Below are 13,305 nucleotides of genomic sequence, written 5' to 3' on the forward strand. Positions count from 1 at the left end.
CACTACGATGATGATGATTCCCGCGGCCGTTCGGCCGTCCCACCGCCCGATGGAGTGCCCACGTGCCTGAGACCACGACGCAGACCTTCCGCGTCAACGATGACCTCGAGCTCAGCTGGGCAGGTGTGACCGACCGAGGGCGACGCCGCGAGAACAACCAGGACTCCTTCCTCGCGAAGTATCCGCTGTTCATCGTCGCCGACGGCATGGGCGGGCACGCCGGCGGCGAGATCGCCAGCCAGGCCACCGTCGACCGCCTCTCCGACATGGTCGACTCGGGGCAGATCGACGACGAGCGCATCGTCGCGGCGCTGCAGCTGGCGGTCGACGACATCCACCGGCATCCCGAGACGACCGACGAGGGAACCGGCACGACCCTGACCGGCGTGTACCTCGACCGCGGTGACGACGGCTGGCGCTGGATCGCGTTGAACATCGGCGATTCCCGGGTGTATCTCGAACGTGACGGCCGCCTGATCCAGGTGACCACCGACCACTCCGTCGTGCAGGAGCTCATCGCGTCGGGAAAGATCAGCCCGGAAGAGGCCGACGCGCACCCCTACAGCAACGTGATCACGCGCGCGGTCGGGGCGAACGAGCTCGTCTCGCCGGACTACGTCGCGGTCGACGTCGTCGACGGCGACCGCTTCATCATCTGCTCCGACGGTCTCACCAAAGAGCTCACCGATTACGGCATCCTGCACTTCCTGCGTGAGAACGCCGACCCCGCCGAGGCGGTGAACGCGATGGTCGACGCCGCGCTGGAGAACGGCGGACGCGACAACGTGACGCTGATCGTCCTCAACGTGCGCTTCAGCGGCGGTGCCGCCCAGCCCCTGGCCGTCGCAGACGAGTCGTCCTCCACAGACCCCGCGATCGAGGAGTGAGCCGGTCCGGCCTGTGGACAGGCCGGATCCCGCCCCCGCGATGAGCTGAGATGGGCGGATGGATGCCACGACCATCGTCCTGCCCGCAGCTCCCGCGCTGCCCGGGCGGCCACCGCTCCCGCTGCTCGCCGCGATCGTCCCCGTCATCGCGGGAGTGGTGCTCTGGTTGATCACGGGATCGCTCTTCGCGCTGTGCTTCGCAGCCCTCGGCCCGCTCATGCTGCTCGCCTCATTCGCGGACGGCATGCGATCGCGACGCAGAGCCCGGCGACGGGCGGAGGGCGAATCCGACGCTGCCTGGCAGCGCGCCGAAGACGAGCTCGGTCGCCTGCATGCGCAGGAGCACCGGATGCGCTGGCATCGCTCACCGGATGCCGCCCGGTGTCTGCTCGACCCGCCGCTGCGCGGCCGCACCCCGCTGAGCTCGGCCACCGAGCTGGTGATCGGGCGGGGCCGCGTCGACAGTCGGGTGCGCGCCTCGGGCGGCGACGACGATCGATCGCGCGCCTTCCGGGAACGCGCCGAGCAGCTGGCCGACGCTCCGATCGTCGTCGAACTCGGCGGCGGGGTGTGCGTCCGTGCTCCGGGCCCGATCGCGAGTGCCGTCGTCAGAGCGCTCGTGGCGCAGCTGTGCCTGCGGTTCGGGCCGTCGGAGCTGAGCCTGCACGGTTGCGGCGTCGCCGACTGGGGTCTCGGAGGCTTTCCGCACGTCGGTCGTCGCGGCGCACGGCTCCGGCTGAGGGTCGGCGACGGAGCCGAGCCGGCGGATGCGATGATCTGCGTGCGGCTGCCGGGAGAGGAGCCGCCGGAGGGCGTCACGACCGTGCTGGAGTGCGTCGCGCCGTCCAGGGCGGTGGCACGCACGGTGGAGGGGCTGCGGGATGTCGCCCTGGAGGCGGTGTCGATGCAGCAGATCGCCCTGATCGCGGCCGGAGTGGCGAGCAGATCGGAGGACGACGCTCAGGTGCCGGATGCCGTGGCGCTGGGCGAGCTCGAGGCGGCCGCCGGCGGCGACGGCCGGCTCCGCGCGCGGTTCGGGCGAGGGGAGCAGGGCGATGTGCTCGTCGACCTCGTCGACGACGGGCCTCACGCGATCGTCACCGGCATGACCGGCACGGGCAAGAGCGAGCTGCTTATCAGCTGGGTCGCCGCGATCGCCGTGGCGCACGCACCCGAGGAGGTGACCTTCGTGCTGATCGACTTCAAGGGCGGCACGGCGTTCGACCCGCTGCGCGCCCTGCCGCACGTCGTCGCCGTCGTGACCGACCTCGACGCGGCCGGTGCCCGGCGCGGGGTGGGAAGCCTCAGCGCCGAACTGCGGCGCCGGGAGGCGGCCCTGGCGTCGGCCGGTGCGCGGGACGTGAGCGAGTGCCCCGCGCTCGCTCGACTCGTCATCGTCGTCGACGAGTTCGCCGCTCTCGTGCAGGAGCATCCCGACCTGGCGCAGATCTTCACGGACGTCGCCGCACGCGGCCGCGCGCTGGGAATGCATCTCGTCCTCGGCACGCAGCGTGCCGGCGGTGTGATCCGGGATGCCCTGGCGGCGAACTGCCCGCTGCGGCTGAGCCTGCGTGTGGCGGAACCGGCCGACAGCCGACTGGTGATCGGGTCGGATGCTGCCGCCGCCGTGCCCGGCGGACCCGCATCGCGCGGCCTGGTGTACGTGCGACGGCCCGAGGACGACGAGCCGCACGCCATGCGCGTCGCCCTCACCGCGCCGCACGACCTGGCTGCGGTGGCGCTCCGGTGGGCCGGGGTCGAGGCACCGGCCAGCCCGTGGCTGCCGCCGCTGCCTCGCGTGATCGACGTGCCCGCGGGCGGGAGCGTCTCCGCGGCCGGCGACATCGTGCTCGGCCGCGCGGACGAGCCCGAGCAGCAGAGCCAGCCGTGGGTGCACCTCGCACGAGGCGACGGACTCGGCGTGCTCGGTGGCCCGGCCTCGGGCAAGAGCACGCTGATCCGCACGGTGCAGTCCCAGGCACCGGATGCCGTCGTCATCCCGAGCGACGCCGAGGAGGCGTGGGATGCCGTGGCAGAGCTGTCGACCGGCCGCCACGGAATGGTGCTCTGCGACGATCTCGACGTTCTGCTCGCGCAGTACCCGGCCGACCATGCGCAGCTCTTCATGAGCCGCTGGGAGCACATCGTGCGGGACCCTGCCGGTGCGGTCATCACCGCCTCGCGAGCGTCGGGCCCGGTCGGCCGGCTGCTCGACGGGCTTCCGCGCCGCGCGCTGCTGCGGCTCAGCAGCCGAGTCGAGCACATCGCCGCCGGCGGCGAGGCCGCCGCGTTCGATCCGCATCGGCCGCCTGGGCGTGGAGCGGTCGACGGCCGCGACGTGCAGCTCTGCTGGACCGATGCGGTCGCGGCGGGCGGCGAACCGGCCGGTCTCGGAGCGACGACCGTCAAAAGGACCGGCAGCGGGCGACGGGAGGGTGGACGCGGCCGCGGCGCGGAGGGCTGGCGGCCTCGGCAGACGCTCGCCGGTGTGGTGACGTCGGCCGTCGAGGAGACCCGGAGCGCGCTCGCCCACGCTCACCCGGGATTCCGGGTGACGACCCTCGCGGAGACCGCCTCGGCGGGGATCGATCGGGATGGCGACGGTGCGCCGCTGGTGATCGTCGGCGATCCCGAGCAGTGGCGTGCTCAGTGGTCGCTGCTGCAAGGCGTCCGCAGCGGCGGCGAGCTCGTCGTCGCTGCCGAGTGCGCGACCGAGCTGCGTCAGCTCGCCGGCGTGCGCGACACCCCGCCGTTCGCGCGGCTCCACGAGGGCCGGGCGTGGGTGGTGGCGTCCGGTGGCAGGCCGCGGCGGGTGCGGCTGATGTGAGCCGGCGGTGTCAGATGCCGGAGCCCGGGCGGATCATGCCGACCGGGTGACCGCCGCCGAGCACGTCGAGCGGGAGAGCCGTCGCGAGCGCGGCGACATCCGCTTCGGTGAGCGCACCGGCACGCGCGAGCAGAGTCGCGGCGACGATCGCCGACGCGCGGCTGCTGCCGTCGAGGGTCTTCAGCGCCACGGTCGTGTTGTCGGGCGCGACCATCACCATCACGCCCTCGGCGCCGTGCTTGGCGAACACGCCGAGCGTCTCGATGGCGATGGTGTCCGGCTCGCCGGGGCCGGCGATCGTCCACGGGTTCTCGCGCACCGCGCGCACGAGTGCGCCGGCCACCCGGTGCAGGGCGAACGGGGAGCGCTCGGATGCCGAGCCGATCCGGTGGATCGCCCGGGCGAGGCCCAGCAGAGTGATCGCATGCACCGGTGCACCGCAGCCGTCGATCGCCGTGTGCGCGATCTTCTCGCCGGCGAGGCGCTCGACGACATCCCGTATGTGCACCTGCAGCGGATGTGCGGTGTCGAGGTAGCCCTCGGTCGGCCATCCGGTCGCCACGCAGGCGCGGAGCATCAGCGCGTGCTTGCCCGAGCAGTTCATCCGCACGCGGGCCTTGTCGGCGTGGTCGCGGATCATGTCGCGACGTGCCGTCGCGTCGGAGGGCCACGCCGCGGGGCATCCCAGGTCGTCCTCGTTGAGCCCGCCCGCGGCGAGCATCTCGCGCACGACCTCGACGTGCCGGTCGGTGCCGCCGTGGCTGGCCGTGCCGAGCGCGAGCTGTTCGCCCTCCAGAGCTGCGCCGGCGGTCACGCTGGCGATCGCCTGCAGTGGCTTCAGGCTGGAGCGCGGCAGGATCAGCGCGTCGGCGTTGCCGTGCTGAGCGATGACCTCCCCGTCGGGGGAGAGCACGACCGCGGCGCCCGCATGGCGGGATTCGACGAAGCCGTTGCGCTCCACGATCGCGAGTTCGACGGCATCAGCGATGGTGAGAGTCTCGAGCACCAGACAAGCCTAATGCGCCGCACGGTGGCAGACTGGCGCCATGGCTCCCCTCGGTGAACACCACTACGCGCTCACGACCACCTGGACGGGCAACCGCGGCACCGGCACGAGCGGATACCGCGACTACGCGCGCGACGTCACGATCGGCATCCCGGGCAAACCCGACCTGCTGGCGTCGGCAGACAAGCCGTTCCGCGGTGACCCGGCCCGGTGGAATCCGGAGGATCTGCTCGTGGCGGCGCTGTCGGAATGCCACCTGCTGTCGTATCTGCACGCCTGCGTCACGGCCGGGGTCGTCGTGACCGCCTACCTCGACGAGGCCACGGGGGTCATGCGCGAGGACGGCCGGGGCGCAGGCGCGTTCGCCGAGGTGACGCTGCGACCGCGGGTGAGGGTCGCCGACGAGTCGATGCTCGAGGCGGCACAGCAAGCGCACCACACCGCTCACGAGTGGTGCTTCATCGCGAACTCGGTGAACTTCCCGGTGCACCACGAGGCGACCGTGGTGGTGGGGTCCGAATCCGCCTGAGCTCAGCGGCGCTCGTGGGGGAGCACCTGCTTGAGCTTCTCGATCGGCGTCTGCGCCGGCGGCTCGTTGTACACGCCGGCGAGCTCCTGCTCGCTCAGGGCGTGGATGGCGGCCATGATCTCGTCGGTGGCCAGTCGGCGGGCTCGTCCGCTCGTCGCCGGACCGTGCCTGGACACATCGATCGGCGTGCCGAAGCGCACCGTCACGCGCTCGCTGAGCACGGGCATCTTCGCACCCCTGGGCATCACCTTGTCCGTGCCGATGAGGCCCACGGGCACGACCGGAGCGCCGGTCTGCAGGGCCAGGAAGGCCACGCCGGTGCGTCCCTTGTACAGCCGGCCGTCCGTCGAGCGCGTGCCCTCCGGGTAGAGCGCGACGGCCAGGCCGTCGTCGAGAAGCTGGCGCTGCTGATCCAGCGCATCGAGCGCGGCCTGCCCTGCGCCGCGGCGCACCGGGATCGCGCCGACCGAGGTGAAGAAGTCGCGCGAGATGGCGCCCTTGAGTCCGGTGCCCTCGAAGTAGCTCGACTTCGCCAGGAAGTGCACCGGTCGGGGAGCGGCGATCGGGATCGCCATCGAATCGATGAACGACAGGTGGTTGCTGGCGAGGATCACCGCGCCGGTCAGCGGGACGTTCTCGCGTCCTTCGATGCGGGGCCGGTAGACCACTCGCGCCACCGAGCCGGCGATCATCCGCCCCACCTTGTACTTGAACCCCGCACGGCGGGGCGAGGGGTGCGCCGACGTCTCCGATCCGGGATCCACGGGGGTGACCGACTGCTCAGAACTCACCGGGAGAGCTTATCCTCCGGTGCATGCCGGTCGCGGAATGACGCGGTGTCCTGATCGCGCGTTCAGCATCGGCAAAGCAGGGTGCGTCAGGATGAGATCTTCCCGTTCCGCGAATCCGAGGTCTCATCTTGCGTCTGCGCCCCCTCACCCTTGCGTCCACCGTGGCCGTCACCGCACTTCTGCTCACCGGATGCTCCGGCGCGAAGAATCCGTCGACGTCGCCCGACTCGAAGGGCAGCGACGACGTGTGCGCGCAGGTGGCTTCTCCCGGGGCGCTCACCGACAGCGTCGACGTCAGCGGCGAGTTCGGTCAGCCCGCCAAGATCACCGTGGAGAAGGACCAGAAGGTCGACGAGGTGCAGCGCACCGTCATCTCCGAGGGCGAGGGCAAGAAGGTCAAGGCCGGCGACTACATCGCCTACGCGATGAGCGCCTTCGACTCCAAGACCGGTGATCACCTGGGTGACATCGGGTATACCGAGGGCGAGCTGCTTCCGCAGGACGCGCTGGCGAACCAGGCGCTCGCCGAGGCGGTCGGCTGCGCCCCGGTCGGCACGCGCGTCGCCTTCGCGCTGCCGGCCTCCGAGGGCGCGGATTCGCAGCTGTACATCATCGACGTGCTCGACACCGTGCCCACCGCGGCGTGGGGCGAGAAGCAGGAACCCGCCGACGGCATGCCCACCGTCACGCTCGCCAAGGACGGCGAGCCCGACGTCGACGTTCCCACCGGTGACGCTCCCGGCGAGCTGAAGATCTCGGTGCTGAAGCAGGGCGACGGACCCGAGGTCGCCGACGGCGACACCACTCTGCTGCAGTACTACGGCGTCGACTGGGAGAGCGGCGAGAGCTTCGACTCCTCGTGGTCGCGGGGTGCGCCCTACGCCGCACCGGGCAACACGTACGTGCCCGGCTTCGTGCAGGCGCTCGCCGGCCAGAGGGTCGGCTCGCAGGTGCTCGTGGTCATCCCGCCGGCGCTCGCCTACGGCGAGGACCCCGAGGGTCATGAGCTCGGTGGCAAGACGCTCGTCTTCGTCATCGACATCCTCGCGACGCAGCACGCGCCCGCCGCGCAGTGACGCGCTGAACGAGAGGGCGGCGATCCGGCAGGGTCGCCGCCCTCTCGCATAGGCTGACGGGATGCGTCGCGTCATCGTCCTCGGCTCCACAGGCTCCATCGGCACCCAGGCGCTGGATGTGATCCGCGCACACCCCCGCCGCTTCGAACTCGTCGGCATCGCGGCGGGCAGCAACGCCGAACTGGTCGCCGAGCAGGCTGCGCAGTTCCAGGTCGAGCACACCGCTCTCGGCGCGGCCGAGGCCGAGCAGCTGGTGCGCGACGTCGAGGCGGATGTGGTGCTCAACGCGATCACCGGCTCGATCGGGCTCGGCTCGACGCTCGCCGCTCTCGAGGCGGGACGCACGCTGGCCCTGGCCAACAAGGAGTCTCTCATCGTCGGCGGTGAGCTGGTGCGCGCGGCAGCGGCTGCCGACCAGATCGTCCCGGTCGACTCGGAGCACTCGGCGCTCGCGCAGGCGCTGCGCGCCGGCACGCGCGCCGAGGTCAGAAGGCTCGTCGTCACGGCATCCGGCGGGCCGTTCCGCGGCCGCTCCCGCGCCGACCTGGCCGAGGTCACCCCTGCTCAGGCCCTGGCACACCCCACCTGGGACATGGGGCGCATGGTCACCACGAACTCCGCCACGCTCATCAACAAGGGGCTCGAGGTCATCGAGGCGCATCTGCTGTTCGACGTGCCGTACGACGACATCGAGGTTGTCGTGCATCCGCAGTCGATCGTGCACTCGATGGTCGAATTCGTCGACGGCTCGACGATCGCGCAGGCGTCTCCGCCCGACATGCGGCTGCCGATCTCACTCGGACTGGACTGGCCGCATCGCGTCGGCGGGGTCGGACGGCCCCTCGACTGGAGCACGGCGACCAGCTGGACCTTCGAGCCGCTCGACGACGAGGCGTTCCCCGCCGTCGCCCTCGCCAAGGCCGTCGGCCGCGCCGGCAGCACGTTCCCCGCGGTGTACAACGCCGCGAACGAGCAGGCGGTGCACGCGTTCCACGAGGGGCGGCTGTCGTTCCTCGGCATCGTCGACACCGTGCGTCGGGTCGTCGACGCGCACGATGCCCCGGAGAAGCTGACGATCGAGGCGCTCGACGAGGCCGAGTCCTGGGCGCGCGCCACGGCGGACGCCCTGATCGCCGCGTCCTGATCAGGGCTCGCCCGGCGACCTCTGCACGTCAGTCGATGTAGGGGACCGGCCAGTGCGAGTCAGGTGCCGGCCACCCCGCGGCGATGAGCGCGCGACGGGCGAGCTCGCGGGCCGAGTACGGTGTGCGGACGCCGCGGATGTCGCGGTAGTCCTGATGCCCCGGTCCCGCCCAGAGAATGGCATCCCCTTCGCCGACCAGACCCACGGCGGTCACGATCGCGTCCTCCGGAGGCGACACCTCGTGGATCTCGGCATCCGGTCGCGCGCGACGGGCGCCTTCGACGAGGGTGGCGCGGATCGACGCGGCGTCCTCGAACCGAGGGTGGTGATCCGTGATCACGAGGATGTCGCTGCCCTCGACGGCGGTGCGGGCCATGTCGAAGCGCTTCGTGGCGTCGCGGTCGCCGTCGGCGCCGAACAGCATGAGCACCTTGCCCGGGGTGACGCGCCGCACGGCGGCGAGGGTCTTCTCGAAGGCGTCGGGGGAGTGCGCGAAGTCGACGTACACCGCGGGACCGGTCTCGCCCGAGATGAACTGGGTGCGCCCGGGCAGATGCGCGACGATGCGCCCGTCGCGGTCGAGCGCGCCGACGATGCGCTCCCAGTCGTATCCGCCCTCCAGCAGCATGACGATCGCGAGCCCCGCGTTGGCCGCCATGTGCGGTCCGATGACGGGCACGACGGTCGACAGGGTGCGCCCGTCAGGGCCGGTGAGGGTGAACGCGGTGCCGCTGGGACGCTCGTCGTCGACCGAGACGACCCAGTCGGCGCGGGCGGCGGCATCCGGATCGGCGGCGATCGCGGGTGTGCCGACGGTGACGACGGGCACGGTCGCGCGCTCGACGACGATCGATCCGGATGCCGAATCCACACTCACCACGGCGCGGCGCGAGCGCTCGGGGGTGAACAGCGGCAGCTTCGCCTCGAAGTACTGCTCCATGTCGGCGTAGTCGTCGAGGTGGTCGTGCGAGAGATTGGTGAACCCGGCGACGTCGAACATGATGCCGTCGACGCGGTGCCGCGACAGCGCCTGCGCGCTGACCTCGACGGCGACGGCCTCGACCTCGCGCTCGCGCATCAGGGCGAGCAGCGCGTGCATCTCGGAAGCCTCGGGGGTGGTCAGGCGCGAGACGATCACCTCGCCGGCGATGTGCCGCTCTGCAGTCGACGACAGACCCGACACGACACCGATCTGATCCAGCAGGCCCTGCAGCAGGTGCGACACGCTCGTCTTGCCGTTGGTGCCCGTGGTGCCGAACAGCAGCGGCAGCGGGTCGTCCGCACCGGTGCCGTACACCCAGGCACTCAGCGCGCCGAGCACCCCGCGCGGGTCATCCACGACGATGACCGGCAGGCCAGCCGGGCCGGCGATCCCGGCGCCCGCCTCGTCGGTGATCACCGCGACCGCGCCCTTCTCGGCCGCCGTCTGCGCGAACTCGGCGCCATGCCGGTTCACGCCCTGGATGGCGACGAAGGCCTCGCCCGCACGCAGGTCGGCGGTGGCGAGGGTGATGCCGCTCAGCTGCACGCCGGCGATGTCACCGCGGACGTCTCGAGCGAAGCGTTCGGCCAGCTCGGTCAGCGCACGACGGGGTGGGTCGGCCGGGCGGAGCACAGGGGGCAGCGATGTCGTGGTCATATCCCGTCCATGATCTCACGCGGCCCGGAGGCTGCCGGCGTTCGGAGATCCAGGGGATTCCTCAGCGCTGGCACTAGCGTGGACGGGTGGAGATACTGCTGTACCTGGGCGGCATCGTGTTCATGCTGATCGGCCTCGGCCTGTCGATCGGGCTGCACGAGGTGGGGCACCTGCTGCCCGCGAAGCTGTTCGGCGTGCGCGTCGGGCAGTACATGATCGGCTTCGGGCCGCGGCTGTGGTCGAAGCGGATCGGCGAGACCGAATACGGGTTGAAGGCGCTGCCGCTCGGCGGCTTCATCTCGATGTCGGGCATGTACCCGCCGTCGGCGAAGAGCACCCCCGCCCGGGGCCTGTTCGCCTCTCTCGTGCAGGATGCCCGCACCGCCAACGACGAGACGATCGCAGACGGCGACGAGGATCGCGTCTTCTACCGCCTGCCGGTCTGGAAGCGCGTGATCATCATGCTGGGCGGGCCGGCGATGAACCTCATCCTCGCCATCGCGATCTTCACGATCATGGCATCCGGAATCGGCATTCAGCAGGCCAGCACGACCGTCGCCTCGGTGACCGAGTGCGTTCTGCCCGCCGGCACGACGCAGCAGAGCTGCGCGAGTGACGATCCCGCCGCCCCTGCGGCCGAGGCGGGTTTCGAACCCGGCGACGTGCTCGTCAGCGTCGGAGGCGAGAAGGTGCAGACCTTCGCCGAGGTCTCGGCGATCATCCAGCGCTCGCCGGGCGAGCGGCTGGACGTCGTCGTCGAGCGCGAGGGCAAGCGGGTCGATCTGACCCTCACTCCGGTCGCGGCCCAGCGCGGAGAAGTGGATGCCGAGGGCCGGCCGGTGCTCGATGCTCAGGGTGAGCCGGTCACCCGCACCGTGGGATACGCGGGCATCTTCGCGCAGAGCGAGTACGTGCCGCAGCCGATCGGCACGGGGCCGGAGCTTGCGATGCAGCAGACCGGAGCTGTCGCCTCCCTCGTGATCCACCTGCCCGAGAAGCTGTGGAACGTCGGCGTCTCGCTCGTGACGGGAGCCGAGCGCGACCCGAACGGTCCGCTCAGCGTGGTCGGGGTGGGTCGCCTGGCCGGTGAGGTGGCGGCGACGGATGCCCCGGTGCTGAACCGCCTCGTCGTGCTGATGAACCTGCTCGCGGCGTTGAACATCGCCCTGTTCGTGTTCAACCTCATCCCGCTGCTGCCGCTCGACGGCGGGCACGTCGTCGTCGCGCTCTGGGAGGGTCTGAAGCGCACCTGGGCGAAGATCACGGGGCGTGCCGCCCCGAAGCCCGTCGACGCGACCCGGCTGGTGCCGGTGACCGTCGTCGTCGCCGTGCTGCTGATCGGAATGGGTGCGCTGCTGATCGTGGCCGACCTCGTCAAGCCGATGAGCCTGCTGGGCTGATCCTGCGCGGCTCCGCCTGCCGGGCCCGATCCGCCGGCGTCAGGCGAGGGCGTGGGCGGTGAGCCGCTCCAGCGTCTCCAGGCCGTCACGTGACAGGATCGACTCGAGGTGTCCCTGCACCGACGCGAAGCCCTCGCCGCGCAGCGCGTAGACGTCGCCGGTGGCGGCATCCGCCGACACCTCGGCATCCGGCACAGCCGTCGTACCGGGCACGACCCGGGCGGTATAGGTGTTGTAGAAGCCGACTGACGCGTCCTGCCCGAAGACGGGAACCGTCTTCTGCACGCCCTGATGAGGGGCATCGAGCGGCACCAGATCGATGCCGAGCCGGTCGGCGAGGATCTGATGGCTCAGGCACACGGCGAGCAGCGGGGCTCCCGCGTCGCGGCGTCGCGCCACGACCTGCTGCATGCGCGCGATGCGCGGCGAGGCGGTGTCGCGGGGATCGCCGGGCCCGGGACCTGCGACGACCAGGTCTGCGGTGTCGATCGCGGTGTCGGTCACGGCGTCCCACGAGGCGATCTCGACCTCGAGCCCCAGGTGGCGCAGCTGGTGGGCGAGCATGGTGGTGAAACGGTCCTCGGCGTCGACGACGAGCGCGCGGCGGCCCGCGAAGCGGCCGCCGGGGTGGGCATCCTGCGGCTGCATCCAGAAGTCCGCGAGGCGGGTGTTGCGCGATGCCAGCAGAGCGGCGATCTCGGGATCGTCGGCGAGCCGCACCTCACCCGGCGCATCGTCGTCTCGAGCCTCGGCCGCGCGGTCGCGCTCGATGGCGCCGATCGCGCCCAGCACACCTGCCGCCTTGCCGTGCGTCTCGCTGACCTCGCCGTGCGGGTCGGAGTGGCGCACGAGCGTGGCGCCGACGGGCACGCGCAGCCGTCCGCCGTGGAGGTAGACCGTGCGGATGAGGATCGGCGCGTCCAGATCGTGTCCGCCTTCATCGTTCGGGGTGAACAGCGCCGCGACACCCGAGTAGTACCCGCGGGGGGACCGCTCGTGCCTGCGGATCACCGCGCACGCGTTCTGCATGGGCGAGCCGGTGACGGTGGGGGCGAACATCGTCTCGCGCAGGATGTCGCGCGGGTCGAGGCGACTGCGCCCGCGCAGCATGTACTCGGTGTGGGTGAGTCGCGACATCTCCTTCAGATGCGGGCCGGTGATCCGGCCGCCGTCCGAGCAGACCTGGCTCATCATCTTGAGCTCTTCGTCGACGACCATGAACAGCTCCTCGGTCTCCTTGGTGGACGAGAGGAACTCGGTCAGAGACTCGCGGGTCGCGCCGCCCGCCGGGTGACGGAAGGTGCCCGAGATCGGATTCATGGTGACGATGCCGTCACGAGCGACGACGTGCGCCTCGGGGCTGGCCCCGACGGCGATCTGGTCAGGGGTGATGACTGCGAACGTCCAGTACGCCCCGCGCTCGTGGGCGAGCAGGGCGCGGAACCAGGTGAGGGCGGCCGTGCGGTCGTCGGCCTCGAATCGCGCGCGATAGTCGCGCCGGATCACGAAGTTCGCCCCTTCGCCGTGACCGATCTCGTCGGCGATGACGCGCTCGACGATCTCGGCATAGTCGTCGTCGGAGATGTCGAACCCGCCGTCGTTCAGCGCGATCGGGGCCTGGGGGAGCACATCCATCAGCTCGGCGCGGTCGAGCTGAAGGTGCTCGGTGACGAGCAGGCAGCGCAGGGGGGTGCCGTCGTCGTGCGCCTCGAATCCGCGCTCGCGCACCTGGCGGTAGGGGACCATGGCGAACACCTCGCGGGCGCCGTCGGGGCCGTCGAGGGGGATGTCGGCCAGACGGTCGACGTCGACGATGTCGCCGGTGAGCAGGTCGATGCCGCCCTCACGTGCGATCAGCACGAACGGTGCGTCAGGATCGGCTGTGAGCTCTGCCAGTCGGGCGAGCGGAACTGCGGTCATCGGGGTCTCCTCGGTCGGGGATCCGGTGCGGGCAAGAAAAAGACCGCCCCGGAAGGCGGTCTGATCTCGTGGGTACGCGAATCACC

At 71.2% G+C, this 13,305-nt stretch carries 10 protein-coding genes; 6 read left to right on the top strand and 4 right to left on the bottom strand.

All coding sequences use genetic code 11. The features are described 5' to 3' along the window. Positions 1-62 precede the first annotated feature (62 nt). On the top strand, positions 63-887 hold the full coding sequence (locus ACWIDW_RS00740; protein ID WP_454122146.1) for a PP2C family protein-serine/threonine phosphatase: 825 nt from the start codon (positions 63-65) through the stop codon (positions 885-887). A gap of 58 nt (positions 888-945) precedes the next feature. Further along, positions 946-3,714, top strand: coding sequence for an FtsK/SpoIIIE domain-containing protein (locus tag ACWIDW_RS00745; RefSeq protein WP_454122148.1), 2,769 nt, complete (start codon positions 946-948; stop codon positions 3,712-3,714). Positions 3,715-3,724: 10 nt separating this feature from the next. Here the strand turns inward: ACWIDW_RS00745 and ACWIDW_RS00750 are convergent, their stop codons facing one another. After that, on the bottom strand, positions 3,725-4,720 hold the full coding sequence (locus ACWIDW_RS00750; protein WP_454122150.1) for an asparaginase: 996 nt from the start codon (positions 4,718-4,720) through the stop codon (positions 3,725-3,727). A gap of 40 nt (positions 4,721-4,760) precedes the next feature. On the opposite strand from ACWIDW_RS00750, the gene ACWIDW_RS00755 reads away from it, so the two are divergent. Beyond that, positions 4,761-5,249: an OsmC family protein gene (locus tag ACWIDW_RS00755; protein ID WP_454122152.1), complete on the top strand. Its 489-nt coding sequence runs from the start codon at positions 4,761-4,763 to the stop codon at positions 5,247-5,249. 2 nt (positions 5,250-5,251) lie between these two features. On the opposite strand, the gene ACWIDW_RS00760 is transcribed toward ACWIDW_RS00755, so the two are convergent. After that, on the bottom strand, positions 5,252-6,040 hold the full coding sequence (locus ACWIDW_RS00760) for a lysophospholipid acyltransferase family protein (protein ID WP_454122153.1): 789 nt from the start codon (positions 6,038-6,040) through the stop codon (positions 5,252-5,254). Positions 6,041-6,201: 161 nt separating this feature from the next. Between ACWIDW_RS00760 and ACWIDW_RS00765 the strand changes: the two genes are divergently transcribed. Both ACWIDW_RS00765 and dxr read left to right on the top strand, forming a co-directional pair. Further along, on the top strand, positions 6,202-7,116 hold the full coding sequence (locus ACWIDW_RS00765; RefSeq protein ID WP_454122155.1) for an FKBP-type peptidyl-prolyl cis-trans isomerase: 915 nt from the start codon (positions 6,202-6,204) through the stop codon (positions 7,114-7,116). A gap of 61 nt (positions 7,117-7,177) precedes the next feature. Beyond that, entirely contained in the window at positions 7,178-8,260 is a 1,083-nt protein-coding gene (gene dxr, locus ACWIDW_RS00770; RefSeq protein WP_454122157.1) for a 1-deoxy-D-xylulose-5-phosphate reductoisomerase, read from the top strand. 28 nt (positions 8,261-8,288) lie between these two features. On the opposite strand, the gene ACWIDW_RS00775 is transcribed toward dxr, so the two are convergent. After that, complete coding sequence (locus ACWIDW_RS00775; RefSeq protein ID WP_454122158.1) at positions 8,289-9,899, bottom strand: Mur ligase family protein; 1,611 nt, start codon at positions 9,897-9,899, stop codon at positions 8,289-8,291. An 86-nt stretch (positions 9,900-9,985) separates the two neighbouring features. On the opposite strand from ACWIDW_RS00775, the gene ACWIDW_RS00780 reads away from it, so the two are divergent. After that, positions 9,986-11,299, top strand: a complete 1,314-nt coding sequence (locus ACWIDW_RS00780; RefSeq protein WP_454122160.1) for a M50 family metallopeptidase — start codon at positions 9,986-9,988, stop codon at positions 11,297-11,299. A 39-nt stretch (positions 11,300-11,338) separates the two neighbouring features. Here the strand turns inward: ACWIDW_RS00780 and ACWIDW_RS00785 are convergent, their stop codons facing one another. Next, the gene (locus tag ACWIDW_RS00785) at positions 11,339-13,219 is read right to left on the bottom strand and encodes a chorismate-binding protein (protein WP_454122162.1); all 1,881 of its coding nucleotides are present in this window, start codon (positions 13,217-13,219) and stop codon (positions 11,339-11,341) included. Between the last annotated feature and the right edge of the window lie 86 nt (positions 13,220-13,305).

Source organism: Microbacterium sp. NPDC055312 (genome assembly GCF_053645675.1).